This is a genomic window from Pinirhizobacter sp. (genome assembly GCF_035317885.1).
In the GTDB taxonomy this organism is placed as follows: Bacteria; Pseudomonadota; Gammaproteobacteria; order Xanthomonadales; family Rhodanobacteraceae; genus Pinirhizobacter.
Genome location: NZ_DATHFX010000442.1, coordinates 1 through 18,537 on the forward strand (window position 1 = coordinate 1; position 18,537 = coordinate 18,537).

The following is an 18,537-nucleotide window of genomic DNA, read 5'->3' on the forward strand; positions in this document are numbered from 1 at the left end:
ACACCCTTGCCGAGCCACCAGTGCGGACCGGGCTCCAGCCAGATGATCGAATGGATGTCATTGGACGACGCCGCCAGCGCCGCACCGCAAAGCCCGCCCACCAGGGCGTGGCTGGAACTGGACGGCAGGCCCAGCCACCAGGTCAGCAGGTTCCATAGCGTGGCGCCGAGCAATCCGCAGATCAGCAGTTCCGGGCCGACATCCAGCACGCCTGTGTTGATCAGCCCGGCGGCGATGGTGGCGGCCACCGCGGTACCCCACATCGCACCGGCAAGATTGGTGACCGCGGCCAGCACCACCGCCTGTCCTGGCGTAAGCACCTTGGTCGCCACCACCGTGGCGATCGAGTTGGCCGTATCGTGGAAACCGTTGATATAAGTGAAGGCCAGGGCGATCAGCACCACCGCCAGCAACATGCCAAGGCTCATGCGCGCACCCGGGCAGCATGGAGGACGTTCGTAGGCACCGTGTCGTCCCTCAGGAATTCTTCAAGACAATCGAATAGACGACGTTGCCGACGTCACGGCACTTGTCCACGGCTTTTTCGAAGAGTTCGAAGAGATCCTTGGCCAGCATCACCCGCAATGGGTCCGAGCCCTCGGCGTAGAGCGTGCGGTAGGGCTCAAGCAGCAGGCGGTCGGCTTCGGACTCGAGCGCGTTCAGGCTATCGCGCAGTTTCTTCACCCGGTCGATCTTCAGCCCCTTGCGGAGCTCGCCGATCATCTGCACCACCACCGAGGCTGACTGTTCCAGAAGCGCCGCGCGCTGATCGAAATCGATGCCGTGCAGGCGGTCGGCCACGATCACATAGCGCTCGGCGAATTTGTCGATCGACTTGGGAATCTTGTAGAGGGCGGAATTGAGGGCTTCTATATCCTCGCGGTCGAGCGCGGTGACGAAGGTATTGACCAGTTCCTCGCCGATCTGTCGGTGCAGGGCTTTCTCGCGGGCGCGGGCCGTGCTGAAGGCGGCCATCACCGGGGCGCGGTCGGATCGGGTAACCAGCTCGTGCATGGCACGGGCACTCTCCCGGGCAGCCTCGGCGCTCTCTTCCAGAAGGCCGTAGAACCTGTCGCCCTTGCCGAACATCGTTTGCAGTGAAAACATGTACTTACGCCTTGAAGACAGGATATGTGAAGGCAATAAGTCAGCAATGTTACAGGACCCGGGCATTTGGCAAGGTACCCAGGCGGCACATCCGCAAGCTTGCTTGGGCGCTACACTGGTTGGCCTTGCCTCGTGCAAAGTCGAGCAATGCTCAGCGAAATATTCGTCGTCTTCGTCCTGGCCATGGTCAATGGCTTCTTCGCCCTCTCCGAGATGGCGATCGTTGCCTCGCGCAAGAGCCGCCTGAAGCAGATGGCACGCGACAGTCGTCGTGCCCGCGTAGCGGTCAAGCTTGCCGAGTCACCCGAACGCTTCCTGTCCACGGTGCAGGTCGGCATTACCCTGGTGATCCTTGCCACCGGCGCCGCCGCCGGCGACGCGCTGGGCGAGCACTTCACTGCCCTGCTGCATAACGGCCAGCCCGGGTGGCTTGCTCCCTACGCGCGCGTGCTGGGCTGGTTGGCCGGCTTCGGGCTCAGCGCCTTCATGCAGATCGTGATCGGCGAGCTGGTGCCCAAGCGCGCCGCACTGGCCGCGCCTGAAAAAGTAGCCTGCGCCATCGCCATCCCGATGCTGGTGCTCTCGCGGATCTGCCTGCCGTTCGTCTGGCTGGTGAACCACGCCAGCACGTTGATCCTGCGTGTCTTCGGCCTGCATCGCATTTCACGCAGCGCCGCCAGCGAAGAAGAGATTCGCATGCTGGTGGCCGAGAGCGCCGAACAGGGCGTGCTCGATGCCGACGAGCGGAACATGGTCAGCCGCGTGCTTCGCCTGGGGGATCGCACCGTGGACGGCGTGATGACCCCGCGCAAGCGCATCGCCTGGCTCGACATTGCAGCCCCGCGCGAAGAAAACATCCAGGTGATGCGGCAGACACCGTATTCCCGGTATCCGGTCTATCGCGGCGACGAAAGCGACGTGGTGGGCGTGGTGGAGGTCAAGCGCCTGTTGCACCATGTATCCATTGGGCAGCAGGACATCTTCACCGACATGGTCAAGCCGCTGTTCGTGCCAGCTACGGCGCGCGCGCTCGACCTGATGGATGCCTTCCGCGAAGCGGGCACCTCGATGGCACTGGTGGTGGATGAATACGGCGACATCGAGGGCATGGTCACCATCAACAACCTGCTGGCGGCCGTGGTCGGCGCCACCGCGCCCAGCGAAAACAACGACGACGTCGCAGGCCCCATCGTGCGCCGCGCCGACGGCAGCTACCTGGTGGACGGCGCGCTGCCGGCCGACGACCTTCGCGAGTTGTTGCAGGCCCATGCCCTGCCCCACGAGGCCGAACACGAGTACCGCACGGTCGGCGGCATGATGGTGGCGCAGTTTGGCCACATCCCGGCGGTAGGCGAACGCTTCAGCTGGGAAGGCCACGATTTCGAAGTGCTCGACCTCGATGGTGCCCGCATCGACAAGGTTTTGGTGGTGCCCGCGGCCAAGACCGACGGCGAGGACGACGGCACCGGCTAACCGCCGCTGTTTTTCTTCGCCAGGCTTGCCATCCGTTGCGCGTCGGCGAAGATGCCGTGCATCACGCGCAATTCCCGAAGGTCCGGGCGCGCCCGCAGGAACAACTTGCGCAGGCGCAGGAGGATGGTTTCCGGCTGCCGGCCCTTATGGAATTCGATGTCGTCCAGGGTCTGGGCCAGGTGTTCGAAGAAACGTTCCAACTGCTCGGCGTCAGCCGGCGGTTCGTCGTTCGACGGCACGGCCTGTCCGCCACCGGCTCCCGCAAGCTGCGCCATGCGGGTTTCATAGGCCGCCACCTGCACCGCCTGCGACAGGTTGAGCGAGCTGAAATCGTCCACGCTGGGGATGCGCACCATGGCGTGGCACCGGGCGAGCTCATCGTTTTCCAGGCCCGTGCGCTCGTTGCCGAACACCCATGCCACCTGCTCGCCACGGCAAGCAGCGGCCACGGCCTGGGCGGCCGCTTGCCTCGGATCGAGTTCGGGCAAGGTCACGCCGCGACGGCGTGCAGAGAGGCCCAGTACCAGGGTAGCGCCGGCCAGGCCCCCCACCAGATCGGTGTGGATACCCGCCCCAGCCAGCACCTCGTCGGCGCCGGCGGCCATCGCCGTGGCCTCGTCGTCGGGGAAGCGGTGGGGCGCGATCAACTCCAGCCGCGTGAAGCCCATGGTACGGATGGCCCGTGCGGCCGAGCCGATATTGCCCGGATGCGAGGTACGCACCAGGACATAACGGAACAGGGGGTTCAGGGCGGCAATGTCCATCGACGGGGCTTGGTATGGCGGGCAACGGCCGAGTTTACATGGCACCTGCGGAACCGACGCTGTTAGAATGCCCGGTCATGCGGCCCTGGCGCCGCCCCGCTCTTTCGAAGTCGACCAGCCATGCCAAGACCCGCCGTCAATGTCGCGGCGCGCGCCGCGCGCTCCGCAGGAAACATCCTCCTGCGCTACATGAATCGCATCGAGGGCCTGAACGTCGTCGAGAAAGACCGCATGGACTTCGCCTCCGAGGTCGACCGCCTGGCCGAGGCCGAGGTCATCAAGGAGTTGAAGCGCGCCTATCCCACCCATGCTTTCCTGGGTGAGGAATCGGGCTTGCAGGGCAAGGGCCCCCTGACCTGGGTGATCGACCCGCTCGACGGCACCCACAACTACCTGCGCGGCATCCCGCATTTCTGCGTATCCATCGCCCTGGTCGAACGCGGCGAGCCCGTGTATGGCGTGATCTTCGATCCCTTGCGCGATGAGCTCTATACCGCCAGCAAGGGCGACGGCGCCTACCTCAACGATCGCCGCATGCGCGTGTCCAAGCGCGAGGAAATCACCGGCGCCATGATCGGCACCGGCTTCCCCTACCGCCAGCGCACCCACCTTGAAGCCCAGCTGGGCATGACCCAAGCCCTGCTTAAAGATGCCGAGGACATTCGCCGCTCAGGCTCCGCCGCACTGGACCTGGCCTACGTTGCCGCCGGCCGTCTGGACGGCTATTTCGAGTTGGGCCTGAAACCCTGGGACATGGCTGCCGGCTGCCTGCTGGTGCGCGAAGCCGGGGGTATCTACTGCGATTTCTCCGGACGCGATGGCATGCCCGAATCCGGCAACCTGATCGCCGGCAACCACAAGATCGTCCAGGCCATGACGCCGGTGATCGGCGCCCACGCCACGCCCACGATGCTGCGGGCCTAGCGCCTAGGGCATCACCCTTCGCGCAGCAACGATCGAAGGAACGGAATGGTCACCCGCCTCTGCGCCGCCAGCGAGGCGCGGTCGACGCGGTCAAGAAGATCCAGCAATGCCCCAAGGTCCCGCGGGTAGCGGGCAAACATCCAGTCCAGTACGGCGTCATCCAGGACGATGCCACGATGGCGCGCCTGGGCCTGCAACACATGACGGCGCTCGGCATCATCCAGTGCCACCAGGCGAGCCTGCGTGCAGGCGCCCAGCCGGGAACGCAGGTCCGGCAATTGCACCGGCAGCGCCACGGGCAGCGCCTCGGCGGCCAGCAGCAACACGCCACCGGCATCGAGGTAGCGGTTGTAGGTGGCGAACAGGGCAAGCTCGGCGTCCGCATCGCCGGCGACAAGGTCCACATCATCCAGTGCCAGCAAGTGGCTACCGCCAACGCCGGCGATCGCGTCGGATCGAGCCCCGCGGACGTGGCGCAGGCTCAGGTACTGCGCCGACAGTCCTGCATCCGTCGCGGCCTGGCAGGCAGCGATCAGAAGGTGCGTCTTGCCGCTGCCGGCAGGGCCCGCCACGTACACGCATCCATGCCCGCCAGTGGCTGCACTTTCGACGATCGCCAGCGCCGCCGCGTTGGCCGCGCCGGGATGGAACTGGTCGAACCGTTGCCGCCGCGGCCAGCGCAGCGCCAGGGGCAGCTGCGCGATCATGGCGAGGGGTTGTCCGGCGGCTCGGGCGGCGGCAATGTGCCTTCTTCGTCCTCCCGCAATTGCTCAACCGTGGCGTGTTCGGTGTAGAGCTCGCTGTGGCGGTAACGCTCGAGCAGGTAACGCATCACTACCACCGCCACCGAGGCTGCCGGGAGCGCCAGCAGCACGCCGAGGAAACCGAACAGGTGTCCACCGGCCAGCACGGCGAAGATCACGGCCACCGGATGCAAGCCGATCTTCCCGCCCACCAGGCGCGGCACCAGGACATAGCCTTCGAGCAACTGGCCCACCACGAAAACACCGCAGACGATCAGCACATGCGTCCAGTCGCCGTACTGCACCAGGACGGCGATCAGGCTGGCGCCGAAACCGATCATGAAGCCCAGGTACGGGACGAAGCTCAGCAGGCCTGCAACCATGCCGATCAGGGGGCCGACGGAAAGACCCGCGATGCTCAACGCGATGCCGTAGAACACCCCAAGGGCGAGCATCACCAGCAGCTGGCCCCGCACGAAGGCACCGAGCACCTGGTCCGATTCGCGCGCCAGGCGCACGGCGGTGGGTTCCACCGAACGGGGCAACAGACGCGCGATGTGCGCCACCATGGTGTCCCAGTCGCGCAACAGGTAGAAGGCCACCACCGGGATCAGCACCAGGTTGGTCATCCAGATGACGATGCTCATGCCCGAGCGGGACACGCGTGCCACCGCCGAGGCCACCATGGAACTCACCGAGCCGATGTGCTCCTTCACCGCGGCGATGATGCGGTCGCTGTCGAAAGTGCCCGGGTCAAGGTGCAACTTGGCCTGCAGCCACGGCAGCGCCACGTTGCGGCCCCACTCCACGTAGGTGGGCACGTTGTCGTAGACACTGGCCACCTGGCGCTGGATCAACGGCACCAGCAGCAACAGCGCGCCGACGGTGACCAGCACGATCACGCTGAAGACGATGCTCACCGCCATGGTGCGGCCCATGCCAAGGCGCTGCAGGCGATCAGCCAGCGGGTCGCCCAGGTAGGCAAGCATCGCCGCGATGGCGAAGGGCATCAGCACGGGCGCCAGCAGCCAGACCAGGAAACCGATCACGGCGACGAGCGCCAGCATCTGCCAGCGGCGTGAAACGTCGGGGGTCAGCATCGGCGGAGGATGGCCTTGGTTAGGTGGTTGCATCGTCGGGGAAGGCCCGTGAGGGTGGCGCGCAGGACCCTCACGGGATCCAGCGCAGGTTGACCGTGGCGCCATCATGGCTGCCCTGGGCTACCAAAAGGTGCCCGGAAGCGCCCACGCCCGAAGCCAGTGCGCGCAACGATCCATTGCCCTTCACCTGCAGCAATACGCCATCGCCGTTGGCTTGGGCGGGCACCGCGGAGCGGATCGAGGGGTCCTCGTGCAAGGCGCCCATCAGGGCGGCGAAATCGGTGGCCGACTTCACCCCCGATACCCAGACACTGGCCGCATTGCCGATGGAAGAATTGGCCCCCAGCTGCCGGTCGATGCGGTCGCCGGCACCATTGGCGCCGTTGGCAAGCACGGCATCATCGGCTTCGCCGCTGTCCTGCCAGGCCTGCGCCTTGCCGCCGGTGATCATGGTCCAGTCGGCATTGCCCTGGTCTATCCGGCCCTGCAGGATCAGCCCGGTGTGATACCTGGCAGTAAGCGCGGCAATCGTGGACGGATCGGCCGAACTTACCGACGAAGCCGACGGCAGGCCGTCGGAGGACGGAAATACCGTCTGGTAGCCGCGTGCCTGTGCTGCCTGCGCCAAGGGGGCAAGCGCATCGGGGGCCATCAGCTGGCCCTGCCCGTTGCGCACGATCACAAGCAAGGTGTTGGCCGTGCCGCCGGCCGTGGGGTCGGCGGCGCCCGAGGCACGCCGGATGGCTGCCGGATCAAAGCTCACTTCCAGCATCAGCGGAGCGGAGCCTGGCTGGCCCTTCTTGTACTGGTACTGCTGAACCAGGGCGCCGGGCTGCTTCATGGCATCGGCATAGCCGGGCTTGGCGCGCGGATCCTGGCCGCCATTGGCGCGGGTGAGCACCTGGGTGAGCGCCGCGGCGATGGCATCGTCGCGACTGGCCGCCGCCGTGTCGTTCACCGGAACCGTCACGGCATAGGGGGAATTCTGGGCAAACGCCGGGACCACCAGCAGGGCCAGCAGCAGGACGATCCAACGGGTGCGCATGGCGGGCCTCACGATGATCCTTCGAGGGGGCAAGTGTGCCCAATGGGGCCCCTTTCGTCTAATGAGGGGCCTGCTTTGCGGGTACAATCGGCTGTTTCCCAGCCGCCAAGACCCGCCCCATGTCCTCCGAGAACGAATCGCTCACCTATCGTGCCGCCGGCGTGGACATCGACGCGGGCAACGCGGTGGTGGAGCGGATCAAGCCGCTGGTGAAGAAAACCTTCCGTCCCGAGGTGATGGGCGGCCTGGGGGGCTTCGGTGGTTTGTTCGACCTGTCGGGGAAATATGCCGAACCGGTGCTGGTTTCGGGCACTGACGGCGTGGGCACCAAGCTCAAGCTCGCCCAGGAACTGAACCGCCACGACACCATTGGCATCGACCTGGTGGGCATGTGCGTCAACGACGTGCTGGTACAGGGCGCCGAGCCGCTGTTCTTCCTCGACTACTTCGCCACTGGCAAGCTCGATGTCGAGACCACCGTGGCCGTGGTCGGCGGCATAGCCCGGGGCTGCGAGCTGGCCGGATGCGCGCTGATCGGCGGCGAGACCGCCGAGATGCCGGACATGTATCCGCCCGGCGAATACGACCTGGCCGGTTTCACCGTGGGCGCGGTGGAGAAATCACGCATGGTCGACGGTAGCGCCATCGTTGCCGGCGACGTCGTGCTGGGCGTGGCTTCGTCGGGGCCGCATTCGAACGGCTACTCGCTGATCCGCCGCATCCTGGCCCGGGCCGGCAGCCCGCTGGGCGACAAACTTGGGCCTACCACGCTGGGCGACGCGCTGATGGCGCCCACCACCATTTACGTCAAGGCCATGCTGCAGCTTCACCGCGACTCCCCGGTGCACGGCATGGCCCACATCACCGGCGGCGGTCTCACCGAAAACATCATCCGTGTCGTACCCGACGGCCTTGGTATCGCGCTTCAGTCCAGTGCCTGGACCTTGCCGCCGGTGTTCGACTGGCTGCAGCGCGAGGGCAACGTGGCGAAACAGGAGATGTGGCGCACGTTCAACTGCGGCATCGGCTTCACGGTGCTGTTGGCACCCGACGCGGTGGCCGACGCCACGCGCATCCTGGCCGCCCACGGCCTGGCCAGCTGGCCGATCGGCGAGGTCGTCCGCGCAAGCGGCGACGAGCGCGTCCGGATCGCCTGAACCCATGCCCGCGCTGCGCATTGCCGCGCTGGTATCCGGGCGCGGCAGCAACCTTGCGGCACTCCTCGGCGCCTGCGCCGACGGACGCATCGCCGGCAAGGTCGTCCTGGTCGCCAGCGACAAGCCCAACTGCGCTGCGCTCACCGTGGCCGGCAAGGCCGGCGTGCCCACGGTGGCGCTGCGCCCCGGCGACTACCCCGACCGTCGATCCTTCGACGACGCGCTCTTCGATGCCCTCGCCGCCAGCGATTCGGACCTCCTGGTATTGGCCGGTTACATGCGCATCATCGATCCGTCGGTACTGGTGTCCTGGGCAGGCCGCGCGGTGAACGTGCACCCTTCCCTGCTGCCGCTCTACCGCGGGCTACACACCCACGCCCAGGCGCTGGCCGCGGGCGACGCCGAGCATGGTGCGAGCGTGCACTTCGTCACCGCCGAACTCGACGGCGGCCCGGTACTGGCACAGGCACGCATCGCCATCGGTCCGGGCGATACCGAAGCGACCCTGGCCGCACGCCTGCTGGTGCACGAACACCGCCTGCTGCCCGCCGTGGTCGGCGCCATCGCCGCCGGCCGGATCGCCTGGAACGGGGGTAACCCCACGTTCGACGGCCGGGCCATCGACACGCCCTTGACGCTGGACGGCAACGGAAGGCTGGGCGCTGCCATCTGAGGTTCAGGCGCCTGACGTAGACTTTCGCCCCATGACCAAAACGACCCTGCTCGCCGCCGCCGTAGCCCTCGGATTTGCCGCCCACGCGCCGGCTTCCAGCGCCGCCACCCCGCACGCCTTTACCGCGCAGTACCAGGTGCTCCAGGGCGGCGCACCGCTGGGTGAAGCAACCGTCATGCTCAAACCTGCCGGGAACGGCCAGTTCGCTTTCAGTACGGCATCGAAGGGCACAGCCGGCCTCGCTGCCATGGTCGCGGCCAATACCAGCGAAGTGTCCACGTTCCGCTGGGCCGGCGGCGCACCGGAATCGGTGAGCTACGACTACCGCCTGGACGCCTCGATCAAAACCAAGGAACGCCACCTGAAAGTGGACTGGGCCAGCAAGCAGGCGACGGTCGATGACGGCAAGAAGAACTACACCTTCGCCGCCGTCCCGGGCATGGTGGAACGGAACCTGGCGAGCCTTGCCTTAGGCCTGGCCCTGCAGGCGGGCAAACAGGAAATCACCTTGCCGGTGGCAGTGAAATCGAATGTCGAGAACCAGCAGTACAAGGTGACGGGCAAGGAAAAGGTGCAGGTGCCCGCAGGCAGTTTCGACACCGTGAAGATGGCCCGTACCGACGCCAACCGCGGCCTTACCGCCTGGTATGCACCGTCGAAGTACGCGGTGCCGGTGAAAATGACCCAGGGCGACCAGGACCTCACGCTGCTGCTGGTGTCCTACCGCGCGCAGTAAACCTGCGCGCGGAAGTTACCCAGGTTAGTTCGGCAGGCGGCGGATCTTCGCGCCGAGCACGCCGAGCTTTTCCTCGATGTTCTCGTAGCCGCGGTCGATGTGGTACACGCGGTCGACCGTGGTATCGCCCTCGGCCACCAGGCCCGCCAGCACCAGGCAGGCGCTGGCGCGAAGGTCGGTCGCCATGATCGGCGCACCGCTCATCTTGCCCACGCCCTTGATGATGGCCGTGTTGCCTTCCAGGCGGATATCGGCGCCCAGGCGCTGCAGTTCGTGCGCATGCATGAAGCGGTTTTCGAACACCGTTTCGGTGATGACACCCACGCCCTCGGCCACGCAGTTGAGCGCGGTGAACTGCGCCTGCATGTCGGTGGGAAATGCCGGGTACGGCGCGGTGGTGATGTTCACTGCCTTGGGCTTCCGGCCGCGCATGTCCAGTTCGATCCAGTCATCGCCGGTGTTGATGTGGGCGCCGGCATCCTCGAGCTTGGCCAGGACGAAATCCAGGGTGTCGGCGCGGGCATTGCGGCAACGCACCTTGCCGCCCGTGATCGCGGCGCCGACCAGGAAAGTACCTGTCTCGATGCGGTCGGGCAGCACTTCGTAATGGCAACCGTGCAGGCGCTCGACGCCGTGGATGGTCACGATCGGCGTTCCGGCGCCTTCGATGTCGGCGCCCATGGCGATCAGGCAGTTGGCGAGGTCGACGACTTCCGGCTCCATCGCCGCGTTCTCGATGATGGTGGTGCCGTCGGCGAGCGCGGCGGCCATCATGATGTTCTCGGTGCCGGTGACGGTGACCATGTCCATCACCACCCGGGCGCCCTTCAGGCGCTTGGCGGTGGCGCGGATGAAGCCGGCTTCCACGGTGACTTCGGCGCCCAGCGCCTGCAGGCCGCGGATGTGCTGGTCCACCGGGCGTGAACCGATCGCGCAACCGCCGGGCAACGACACTTCGGCGTGGCCGAAACGCGCCACCAGGGGGCCGAGCACCAGGATCGACGCGCGCATCGTCTTGACCAGGTCATAGGGCGCGCACGTACTGCTGGTCGAACGCGGATCGACGTGCATCTTCATGCGGTCGTCCAGCACCAGCCGGGTGCCCATCTGGCCGAGCAGCTCAATGAACGTGGTGACGTCGTGCAGGTGCGGCACGTTGCCGATGCTTACCGGCTCGTCGGCCAGCAGGCAGGAAGCAAGAATCGGCAGGACAGCGTTCTTGGCGCCGGAAATGCCGACTTCGCCATTGAGCGGCTCGCCGCCGGTGATAAGGATCTTGGCCATGGGGAACTCGAAAGGGGGGACGTGAGGAGGTGGGCGCCGCAAGCTCTAAGGGCCGCGCGCGGATCGCTCTTCGGGGGTAAGCGTCTTGAGCGCCAGCGCATGGATGGCACCGCCCATGAGCTCGCCCAAGGTGGCGTAGACCATGCGGTGGCGGGCCAGGGGCAATTTGCCTGTGAACTGGCTGGCTACGACGTCGGCCTCGAAATGCACGCCGTCGTCGCCCCGCACGCTCACGCTGGCGCCGGGCAGCCCTTGTTCGATCAGAGCCTGGATGGAGGCCGCGTCCATAAATTCCTTAACCAATAGGGTGGTCTATCGCGGCTCCGGGCCCGGATGGGCCCGGATGCGGGGCGTCCCAAGGGGGCCGCAACCCGGCGATGACAAAGAGGATAGAATGACAATAGGCCATGGTAATGGAAAACCTGTGGCGCAGAAACGACAGCACCCCACGCATAGGCCCGCATGAACGCTCGCATCGCTCCGCCCGCCCCCGCTGCCGTGGACCCCATTGCCCTGGTCACCAGTGCCCGGCGCGTGATCGGCATCGAGGCGGAGGCCATCCGGTTGCTCGAGCCGCGGATCGATGGCGACTTCGTCGCTGCCTGCCAGTTGATCCTGAAGTGCGAAGGACGCGTGGTGTGCTCGGGGATGGGCAAATCCGGCCATATCGCCCGGAAGATCGCCGCCACCCTGGCGTCCACCGGCACGCCTGCATTCTTCGTACACCCCGGCGAAGCCAGCCACGGCGACCTGGGCATGATCCAGCCGCAGGATATCGTCATCGCCATCTCGTACTCCGGCGAGACGGACGAACTGCTCTTCATCCTGCCTGTGTTGAAACGCCAGGGCATCCCGCTGATCGCCATGACGGGAAACGTGCGGTCGTCGCTGGGCCGGGAAGCGGACCTCAATCTCGACGTGAGCATTCCCGTGGAGGCCTGCCCGCTGGGGCTGGCACCCACCGCCAGCACCACGGCGGCCCTGGTGGTGGGCGATGCGCTGGCCGTGGCCCTGCTCGAGGCCCGTGGCTTCACCTCCGACGATTTCGCCCGCTCGCACCCGGCCGGGAGCCTTGGCCGCCGGCTGCTGCTGCATATCGCCGATATCATGCACAAAGATGATGCCGTGCCCCGTGTGCCGCCGGGTGCCTCGGTCACCCAGGCGCTGATGGAAATGACCCACAAGCAGCTTGGCATGACGGCCGTGGTCGATGATGCCGGCCACCTGCTGGGCGTGTTCACAGACGGCGACCTGCGCCGTGCCTTGGACGACCACGCCGTGGACCTGCGCAATGCCACGGTGGCCGAACTCATGACCCGCGGCCCGAAGACCATCGGCGCCGACAAGCTCGCCATCGAGGCGGCCCAGCTGATGGAAAAACACCAGATCCATGCGTTGCTGGTGATCGACGAATCCCACAAGGTGGTCGGCGCGCTGAACATTCATGATCTGCTCCGGGCCCGCGTGGTCTGATTCGCTTCCCGCTCCCGCCCGGCCCCGCCATGCCCTACCGCCACTTCAGTGACCTGGACGCCGACATCCGCGCCCGTGCCGCCCGCATCCGGCTGGCCGTCTTCGACGTGGACGGCACCCTTACCGACGGCGGCCTCTTCGTGGGCGAGGACGGCCATGAAACCAAGGTCTTCCACGTGCACGACGGCCTGGGCCTGAAACGCCTGCACGAAAACGGGGTGCAGGTGGCCATCGTTACCGCGCGGATCAGCCACCCGGTCACGCTGCGTGCCGAGGAACTGGGCATCGAACACCTCTACCAGGGCCAGCAGGACAAACGGGCCTGCGTACTGGAAATCATCGACGCGCTGGGGCTCACACCCGACGAGGCCGCTTTTGTTGGCGACGACCTGCCCGACCTCGCCCCGATGCGCATCGTGGGCCTGGCCGTGGCGGTGGCCGACGCACACCCGACGGTGGCCGAGCACGCGCACTACGTGACACGCCGCGCCGGCGGCCATGGCGCCGCCCGCGAAGCCTGCGACCTGATCCTGGCCGCCCAGGGCAAGGCCGACGCCGAACTGGAACGCTGGCTTTGAACCTGCGCCTGTACCTGCGCGACCGGAAAGTCCCGGTTGCCGTCGTTGCGCTCACCGTGGCGGCACTCACCGCGACCCTGGTGTCGTGGTACATCCAGCCCCAGGCCAAGGTGTCCGACTTCGTCGGCCCGCCCCGATCGGGCTACGTGCTGCACAACTTCATCCTCGATTCCTGGAACGAAGATGGTGCCTTCAGCTTCCGCCTGCATGCGCCCCGGCTCGATCGCCGCGAGGGCGATGACGCCCTGTACCTGATCTCCCCCGACTTCCGCATGCCGCCCAAGGAAGCGGACACCCCCGACTGGACGGGCCACTCCCAGTACGGTTGGGTGGACTCCGGTGGCGATATCCTGAAGCTCCAGGGCGAGGTGCACATGCACCGGAATGCCTTCGGCACCACGGCCGCCACCCAGATGGATACCTCCGAGGTCACTTCCTGGCCCAAGGAGAACCGCCTGGCCACCGACGCCCCCGCCACGATCGTGCAGGGAACCTCTACAATGAAGGGCGTTGGCATGCGGGCCAACCTCGATTCCAAGCACCTGGAGCTCCTCGATGACGTCCACAGCTCGTTCATGCCAAAAAAGCGCACGCCGTAGGCTGCTCCTGGCGCTCGGACTGTCATGCATGCTCACCGCCACGGGCGCCAGCGCAAGGCAAAGCGACCGCAATGAACAGATCAATGCCCAGGGCCAGACCTTCGATGGCACCCAGGGAGCGAACGGCGTAATGATCTACACGGGCAAGGTGGTGATGACCCAGGGCACGTTGAAGGTCACTGGCGATGTCGCACACCTCTACCTGGACGCCGACAACCAGATAGTGCGTGCTGTGGTCGATGGCAAGCCGGCCACCTTCCACGAGATCGATGACAACTGCAACAACGTCGACGGCCATGCCCTGAACATCGATTACGTGGTGGAAAAAAACGTTGTCACCCTCACCACCAATGCGTGGGTCAAGCAGCAGGGTCGCGGCGAATCCAACGGTGACAAGCTCGTCTACCACACCGACACCAGCAACATGACCGGGCAGAGCGGCGACACCAGCCTGGTTACCATGCAGTTCCTGCCCAAGCCCAAGGGGGCAGACGGCCAGCCGGCGCCGCCACGCCCGCAGTCGGTGCCCAACTGCACGCCAACGCCAAAGGCCGCGCCGAAGGCGCCCGCCGTGGCCAAGGCCGCACCCGTGGCCAAGACCGCCTCGGCACCCGCGGCCGCTTCCACAGCCGCCAAGCCCTGACCGATGCTTTCAGCCCAGGGCCTGCAAAAGAGTTTCCGCGCGCGCCAGGTGGTGCGGGATTTCGCATTTTCCATCCGCGAGGGCGAGGTCGTGGGCCTGCTTGGCCCCAACGGCGCCGGCAAAACCACCTGCTTCTACATGGTGGTCGGGCTGATCGAGGCCGATGCCGGCTCCATCAAGCTAGACAAACAGGACATCACCGCCCTGCCCATGCACTCGCGGGCAAAACTGGGCATCGGCTACCTGCCCCAGGAAGCCTCGGTATTCCGCCGCCTTTCGGTCACCGACAACATCCTGGCGGTGCTGGAGCTGCGCGAGAACCTCAGCCAGAAGCAGCAGATGCAGGAGCTCGAAGGCCTGCTCGATGAATTGAAGATAAGCCACATCGCCGACCAGAAGGGCATCAGCCTGTCTGGCGGCGAACGCCGCCGGGTGGAGATCGCCCGTGCGCTGGCCGCCAAACCGCGCTACATGCTGCTGGACGAACCCTTCGCAGGCGTCGACCCGATTTCCGTCGGTGAGATCCAGCGCATCGTGCGGCACTTGAAGGACCGCGGCATCGGCGTACTGATCACCGATCACAATGTGCGCGAGACCCTGGGCATATGTGACCGCGCCTACATCATGAACGACGGCGAGGTGCTTTCCCGCGGCACCCCGGCCCACATCCTCGCCGACGAGAAGGTCCGCGAGGTCTACCTGGGCCGTGAATTCCGCCTCTAGCGCCGGTGCCGGACCCGCCTATCTGGCCAAAGGGCCTGCTGGCCGGCCTTATGCCGACGCGCTAGGATGGCAGTGACCAAGGCGACCATGGCAGGCATGAAACCCGGACTCCAGTTTCGCCTCAACCAACAGCTCACGCTGACGCCCCAGTTGCAGCAGGCCATCCGCCTGCTCCAGCTGTCGCAGCTGGAGCTCGAGGCCGAACTTCGGCAGATCGCCGAGGGAAATCCGCTGCTTGAATTCGAGGAAGACGCCGAACCTGCCGAAGCTTCAGAACCGGACGAGGAGTTCGAGTCCGACCGCTTCATCGATGCCGCGCCCAAGGCCGCCGCCGAGAAGGAAACGGTGGAGTCGCCGCCCGACGTCGACGACACCCACGGTGACTGGGAATCGGAGCCTCGCCATGGCGAGGTGGGGGACTATTCCTCCGGCGGCAGCCGCAACAACCAGGGCGAGGACGACGACGGTTTCGAACCGCAGAACGCCTCGGCGCCGAGCCTTACCGAACACCTGTCCTGGCAGCTGAATCTCTCGCAATTCACGCCGCGCGACCATGCCATCGCCACGGCGATCATCCACGCGCTGGACGAGGACGGCTACCTGCACGAGGGCATCGACGCGGTCGCCGCCGCCCTGCCCAACGACTTCCATGCCGACGCGGCCGAAATCGAAGCCGTGCGCAAGCGCCTGCAGCATTTCGACCCTACGGGCGTTGCAAGCCTGGATCTGCGCGACTGCCTGTCGATGCAACTGCGCCAGTTCGCCCCCGAAACCGCCTTCCGCGACGTCGCCCTGCGCATCGTGGAGTTCGAGCTGGAACTGGTCGCCCGCAACGACTCGGGCAAGCTGGCGCGCAAGCTGCGCTGCGACGAAGCAGACGTTGCCGGGGCCCTGGGCCTGATCCGATCGCTCGATCCGCGGCCCGGCGCGGCGCTGGACGCGACACCCGTCGAATACGTCGCCCCCGACGCCTACGCACGGCGCGAGAACGGCCGCTGGCTGGTGTCGCTCAATCCCGATTGCCAGCCGCGCCTGGGACTCAACCAGCACTACTGCAACCTGATCGCCCGCGCCCGCGGCGAGGACGCCACCTGGATGAAGGGCCAGCTGCAGGAAGCGCGCTGGCTGCTCAAGAGCCTGCAGTCGCGCGCCGAGACACTTCAAAAGGTTGCCGAGGTGATCGTCCGCCGGCAAAGTGCCTTCCTCGACTATGGCCCCGAGGCCATGCACCCGCTGGTGCTGCGCGAAGTGGCCGAGGAAGTAGGCATGCACGAGTCCACCATCTCCCGCGTCACCACCCGCAAGTACCTGCACACGCCGCGGGGCACGTTCGAGCTGAAGCATTTCTTTTCATCGGGCGTTGCCACCGAGGATGGCGGCAGCGCCTCGGCCACCGCGATCCAGGCCATGTTGCGCAAGCTCATCGCCGGCGAAGACCCGCGCAAGCCGCTTTCCGACCAGGCCCTGGCCGAAGACCTGCATCGACGCGGTATTCAGGTAGCGCGCCGTACGGTGGCCAAATACCGCGAAGGCATGCGGATTCCCAGTTCGTCCGACCGCGTCCGCGCCAGTTGATCACCCAAGGGAACTTGAGCCTGCCCAATCCGTCCCAATCCTTAAGAGAAGTGTTTGAAGATAGCGGCACCGCCGTTCACCGGCCGATAGAAACCAGGCCGGATCCGCAGCAACAGGAGGCGAGAAACCATGCAACTTCAGCTTAGCGGCCACCATATCGACATCACCGATGCCCTGCGTACCCATGTCGAATCCAAGCTCGACCGCCTGGAACGCCTTTACGAAAACATCACGGGCCTCAATGTCGTCCTCTGCGTCGACGATGCGGAAAAGAAGGCCGAAGGTACCCTGCTTGTGTCCGGCAACCGCCTGCACGCCCAGGCCGTGGAACCGGACATGTACGCCTCGATCGACACCATGACTGAAAAACTGGTCGCACAGCTGCGCAAGCACAAGGAAAAGCAAAGCGACCACCACCAGCGCGAAGCGCGGGAAATGAACCACGTCTGACCCCGGGCACCCCGGGCGCATGGCACAATGAGGCCTGCTTACCCGGGGATACCCCACGCTTGGACCGGCTGACCGCCCGACAACTCTTCGATAGCACCCACGAGCGCATGGGCATGCGCTGGATCGCCGGTCTGCGCGGCGAAGGGCGCGTGCTCGAACACGGTCAATCGGTCAGCCGTCGCCCGTCGCTGGTGGGCTACCTCAATGTGATCTACCCCAACAAGGTGCAGATCATCGGCACCGAGGAACTCAATTACCTCGACGGGCGCGATTCGCGCCAGCGCTGGGAAGCCATCCAGAAGATCGCCGCCTACCGTCCCGCCGCGCTCATCGTCACCAAGGAACAACCCGTCCCGGCAGACCTGCGCGAGATGGCCGAGGAAACCGATACCCCGCTCTGGCTCAGCTCCAAACGCGGGCATGAACTGCTGACCTACCTGCAATACCATCTGGCCCGCACGCTGGCACCGCGCGTCACGCTGCACGGCGTGTTCCTGGAAGTGTTTTCCATCGGCGTGCTGATCACCGGCGAATCAGGCTCCGGCAAGAGCGAGCTTGCGCTCGAACTGATCAGCCGCGGCCACCGCCTGGTGGCGGACGACGCCACCGAGTTCACCCTGATCGCCCCCGACGTCATCGACGGCGCCTGCCCTGAGTTGCTGCAGGATCTGCTGGAGGTACGCGGCCTGGGCGTGCTGAACGTGCGCGAGATGTTCGGTCACACCTCGGTGAAACCGTCGAAGTACCTGCGCCTGGTGATCCACCTGAAGCCGCTGCGCGAAGGCGAGGACACCGACGCCATGACGCGTATCACCGGCGATGTCGGCCGCCGCAACATCCTGGATGTCGACGTGCCGATGATCACCATCCCCGTGGCGCCCGGCCGCAACCTTTCCGTGCTGGTCGAGGCCGCCGTACGCAGCCAGGCGCTCAAGAGCAAGGGCATCGACCCGGCACAGACCTTCATGGACCGGCAGGCGCACCAGATGCGCCGCCTGCCGCCGTGGTGAACGCATGACGCCGCCCAACATCATCGATCCCAAATCCATCCGCCTGGTGGTGCTCACCGGCATGTCCGGCGGTGGCAAGACGGTCGCCCTGCGTGCCCTTGAAGACCTCGAGTTCTACTGCGTGGACAACCTCCCCGCAGCGCTCATCCCGCAGCTGGTGGCCGCGGTGAGCCAGGGCGAACACGGGCCGCAAACCCACATCGCGGTGGGCGTGGACGTGCGCAACCGCGAGGCGGACCTTTCGCGCATGCCCAGCGTGCTGTCCGACATCGCCGCCACGGGTGTCGAAGTGCACCTGATCTTCCTGGACAGCCGCGACGACGTACTGATCAAGCGCTACTCCGAAACACGCCGCCGCCATCCGCTTTCGTCTGAGGGCCTGTCGCTGGCCGACGCCATTGCGCGCGAACGCAAGCTGCTGCGCCCATTGTCCGCGATCGCCGAACGCGTGCTCGACTCGAGCGATTTGAACGTCCACCA

Annotated in this window: 22 protein-coding genes; 14 read left to right on the plus strand and 8 right to left on the minus strand. The window is 66.1% G+C overall.

All coding sequences use genetic code 11. The features are described from left to right. Both VK519_RS14475 and VK519_RS14480 read right to left on the minus strand, forming a co-directional pair. Positions 1-428 (minus strand): inorganic phosphate transporter (locus VK519_RS14475; protein ID WP_324350890.1); only part of this gene is annotated, 428 nt, incomplete at its 3' end. A gap of 49 nt (positions 429-477) precedes the next feature. Next, positions 478-1,107, minus strand: coding sequence for a DUF47 domain-containing protein (locus tag VK519_RS14480; RefSeq protein WP_324350891.1), 630 nt, complete (start codon positions 1,105-1,107; stop codon positions 478-480). A 147-nt stretch (positions 1,108-1,254) separates the two neighbouring features. Between VK519_RS14480 and VK519_RS14485 the strand changes: the two genes are divergently transcribed. Continuing rightward, entirely contained in the window at positions 1,255-2,580 is a 1,326-nt protein-coding gene (locus VK519_RS14485) for a hemolysin family protein (RefSeq protein WP_324350925.1), read from the plus strand. On the opposite strand, the gene VK519_RS14490 is transcribed toward VK519_RS14485, so the two are convergent. After that, on the minus strand, positions 2,577-3,344 hold the full coding sequence (locus VK519_RS14490; RefSeq protein ID WP_324350893.1) for an RNA methyltransferase: 768 nt from the start codon (positions 3,342-3,344) through the stop codon (positions 2,577-2,579). The genes VK519_RS14485 and VK519_RS14490 overlap by 4 nt on opposite strands. Before the next feature lie 120 nt (positions 3,345-3,464). Here VK519_RS14490 and VK519_RS14495 point away from each other — a divergent pair, with 120 nt between their 5' ends. Continuing rightward, positions 3,465-4,268 (plus strand): inositol monophosphatase family protein, encoded by an 804-nt coding sequence (locus tag VK519_RS14495; RefSeq protein ID WP_324350895.1) that lies wholly within the window; start codon positions 3,465-3,467, stop codon positions 4,266-4,268. Positions 4,269-4,279: 11 nt separating this feature from the next. On the opposite strand, the gene hda is transcribed toward VK519_RS14495, so the two are convergent. From hda to VK519_RS14510, 3 genes are all read right to left on the minus strand, one after another. Next, positions 4,280-4,975: a DnaA regulatory inactivator Hda gene (hda, locus tag VK519_RS14500; protein ID WP_324350897.1), complete on the minus strand. Its 696-nt coding sequence runs from the start codon at positions 4,973-4,975 to the stop codon at positions 4,280-4,282. Continuing rightward, a complete protein-coding gene (locus VK519_RS14505; RefSeq protein ID WP_324350899.1) occupies positions 4,972-6,111 on the minus strand; it encodes an AI-2E family transporter in 1,140 nt (379 codons plus the stop codon). The genes hda and VK519_RS14505 overlap by 4 nt, the downstream gene beginning before the upstream one ends. A gap of 70 nt (positions 6,112-6,181) precedes the next feature. Further along, on the minus strand, positions 6,182-7,156 hold the full coding sequence (locus VK519_RS14510) for a DUF8605 domain-containing protein (RefSeq protein ID WP_324350901.1): 975 nt from the start codon (positions 7,154-7,156) through the stop codon (positions 6,182-6,184). A gap of 119 nt (positions 7,157-7,275) precedes the next feature. Here VK519_RS14510 and purM point away from each other — a divergent pair, with 119 nt between their 5' ends. Genes purM through VK519_RS14525 form a run of 3 tightly spaced genes read left to right on the plus strand, consistent with a single transcriptional unit; the run spans position 7,276 to position 9,722 of the window. Further along, positions 7,276-8,313, plus strand: a complete 1,038-nt coding sequence (gene purM, locus VK519_RS14515) for a phosphoribosylformylglycinamidine cyclo-ligase (RefSeq protein ID WP_324350902.1) — start codon at positions 7,276-7,278, stop codon at positions 8,311-8,313. Positions 8,314-8,317: 4 nt separating this feature from the next. Further along, positions 8,318-8,986, plus strand: a complete 669-nt coding sequence (gene purN, locus VK519_RS14520; protein WP_324350904.1) for a phosphoribosylglycinamide formyltransferase — start codon at positions 8,318-8,320, stop codon at positions 8,984-8,986. A gap of 31 nt (positions 8,987-9,017) precedes the next feature. Then, positions 9,018-9,722 carry a DUF3108 domain-containing protein gene (locus VK519_RS14525; RefSeq protein WP_324350905.1) on the plus strand — a complete coding sequence of 235 codons (705 nt, stop codon included), beginning with the start codon at positions 9,018-9,020 and terminating at the stop codon, positions 9,720-9,722. Between the two features lie 24 nt (positions 9,723-9,746). Here the strand turns inward: VK519_RS14525 and murA are convergent, their stop codons facing one another. Continuing rightward, positions 9,747-11,006, minus strand: a complete 1,260-nt coding sequence (gene murA, locus VK519_RS14530) for a UDP-N-acetylglucosamine 1-carboxyvinyltransferase (protein ID WP_324350906.1) — start codon at positions 11,004-11,006, stop codon at positions 9,747-9,749. 45 nt (positions 11,007-11,051) lie between these two features. Next, the gene (locus tag VK519_RS14535; RefSeq protein ID WP_324350908.1) at positions 11,052-11,294 is read right to left on the minus strand and encodes a BolA family protein; all 243 of its coding nucleotides are present in this window, start codon (positions 11,292-11,294) and stop codon (positions 11,052-11,054) included. 174 nt (positions 11,295-11,468) lie between these two features. Here VK519_RS14535 and VK519_RS14540 point away from each other — a divergent pair, with 174 nt between their 5' ends. From VK519_RS14540 to VK519_RS14580, 9 genes are all read left to right on the plus strand, one after another. Next, positions 11,469-12,479, plus strand: a complete 1,011-nt coding sequence (locus VK519_RS14540) for a KpsF/GutQ family sugar-phosphate isomerase (protein ID WP_324350909.1) — start codon at positions 11,469-11,471, stop codon at positions 12,477-12,479. A 29-nt stretch (positions 12,480-12,508) separates the two neighbouring features. Next, positions 12,509-13,057: a KdsC family phosphatase gene (locus VK519_RS14545; protein ID WP_324350910.1), complete on the plus strand. Its 549-nt coding sequence runs from the start codon at positions 12,509-12,511 to the stop codon at positions 13,055-13,057. Beyond that, complete coding sequence (gene lptC, locus VK519_RS14550) at positions 13,054-13,656, plus strand: LPS export ABC transporter periplasmic protein LptC (RefSeq protein ID WP_324350912.1); 603 nt, start codon at positions 13,054-13,056, stop codon at positions 13,654-13,656. The genes VK519_RS14545 and lptC overlap by 4 nt, the downstream gene beginning before the upstream one ends. Before the next feature lie 28 nt (positions 13,657-13,684). Continuing rightward, positions 13,685-14,299 (plus strand): lipopolysaccharide transport periplasmic protein LptA, encoded by a 615-nt coding sequence (gene lptA / locus VK519_RS14555; RefSeq protein ID WP_324350914.1) that lies wholly within the window; start codon positions 13,685-13,687, stop codon positions 14,297-14,299. A 3-nt stretch (positions 14,300-14,302) separates the two neighbouring features. Then, positions 14,303-15,022: an LPS export ABC transporter ATP-binding protein gene (lptB, locus tag VK519_RS14560; protein WP_250625203.1), complete on the plus strand. Its 720-nt coding sequence runs from the start codon at positions 14,303-14,305 to the stop codon at positions 15,020-15,022. Between the two features lie 96 nt (positions 15,023-15,118). Beyond that, positions 15,119-16,597, plus strand: a complete 1,479-nt coding sequence (locus VK519_RS14565; protein WP_324350917.1) for an RNA polymerase factor sigma-54 — start codon at positions 15,119-15,121, stop codon at positions 16,595-16,597. 129 nt (positions 16,598-16,726) lie between these two features. Further along, positions 16,727-17,047, plus strand: coding sequence for a ribosome hibernation-promoting factor, HPF/YfiA family (hpf, locus tag VK519_RS14570; RefSeq protein ID WP_324350919.1), 321 nt, complete (start codon positions 16,727-16,729; stop codon positions 17,045-17,047). Positions 17,048-17,106: 59 nt separating this feature from the next. Continuing rightward, on the plus strand, positions 17,107-18,057 hold the full coding sequence (hprK, locus tag VK519_RS14575; protein WP_324350921.1) for an HPr(Ser) kinase/phosphatase: 951 nt from the start codon (positions 17,107-17,109) through the stop codon (positions 18,055-18,057). A gap of 4 nt (positions 18,058-18,061) precedes the next feature. Beyond that, positions 18,062-18,537: RNase adapter RapZ (locus tag VK519_RS14580; protein WP_324350923.1), on the plus strand; the 476-nt coding region annotated here is incomplete at its 3' end.

Coding starts and splice junctions, on each gene's coding strand:
- VK519_RS14480 (WP_324350891.1), bottom strand. CDS start 1,107: ATGTTTTCACTGCAAACGATGTTCGGCAAGGGCGACAGGTTCTACGGC.
- VK519_RS14485 (WP_324350925.1), top strand. CDS start 1,255: ATGCTCAGCGAAATATTCGTCGTCTTCGTCCTGGCCATGGTCAATGGC.
- VK519_RS14490 (WP_324350893.1), bottom strand. CDS start 3,344: ATGGACATTGCCGCCCTGAACCCCCTGTTCCGTTATGTCCTGGTGCGT.
- VK519_RS14495 (WP_324350895.1), top strand. CDS start 3,465: ATGCCAAGACCCGCCGTCAATGTCGCGGCGCGCGCCGCGCGCTCCGCA.
- hda (WP_324350897.1), bottom strand. CDS start 4,975: ATGATCGCGCAGCTGCCCCTGGCGCTGCGCTGGCCGCGGCGGCAACGG.
- VK519_RS14505 (WP_324350899.1), bottom strand. CDS start 6,111: ATGCTGACCCCCGACGTTTCACGCCGCTGGCAGATGCTGGCGCTCGTC.
- VK519_RS14510 (WP_324350901.1), bottom strand. CDS start 7,156: ATGCGCACCCGTTGGATCGTCCTGCTGCTGGCCCTGCTGGTGGTCCCG.
- purM (WP_324350902.1), top strand. CDS start 7,276: ATGTCCTCCGAGAACGAATCGCTCACCTATCGTGCCGCCGGCGTGGAC.
- purN (WP_324350904.1), top strand. CDS start 8,318: ATGCCCGCGCTGCGCATTGCCGCGCTGGTATCCGGGCGCGGCAGCAAC.
- VK519_RS14525 (WP_324350905.1), top strand. CDS start 9,018: ATGACCAAAACGACCCTGCTCGCCGCCGCCGTAGCCCTCGGATTTGCC.
- murA (WP_324350906.1), bottom strand. CDS start 11,006: ATGGCCAAGATCCTTATCACCGGCGGCGAGCCGCTCAATGGCGAAGTC.
- VK519_RS14535 (WP_324350908.1), bottom strand. CDS start 11,294: ATGGACGCGGCCTCCATCCAGGCTCTGATCGAACAAGGGCTGCCCGGC.
- VK519_RS14540 (WP_324350909.1), top strand. CDS start 11,469: ATGAACGCTCGCATCGCTCCGCCCGCCCCCGCTGCCGTGGACCCCATT.
- VK519_RS14545 (WP_324350910.1), top strand. CDS start 12,509: ATGCCCTACCGCCACTTCAGTGACCTGGACGCCGACATCCGCGCCCGT.
- lptA (WP_324350914.1), top strand. CDS start 13,685: ATGCTCACCGCCACGGGCGCCAGCGCAAGGCAAAGCGACCGCAATGAA.
- lptB (WP_250625203.1), top strand. CDS start 14,303: ATGCTTTCAGCCCAGGGCCTGCAAAAGAGTTTCCGCGCGCGCCAGGTG.
- VK519_RS14565 (WP_324350917.1), top strand. CDS start 15,119: ATGAAACCCGGACTCCAGTTTCGCCTCAACCAACAGCTCACGCTGACG.
- hpf (WP_324350919.1), top strand. CDS start 16,727: ATGCAACTTCAGCTTAGCGGCCACCATATCGACATCACCGATGCCCTG.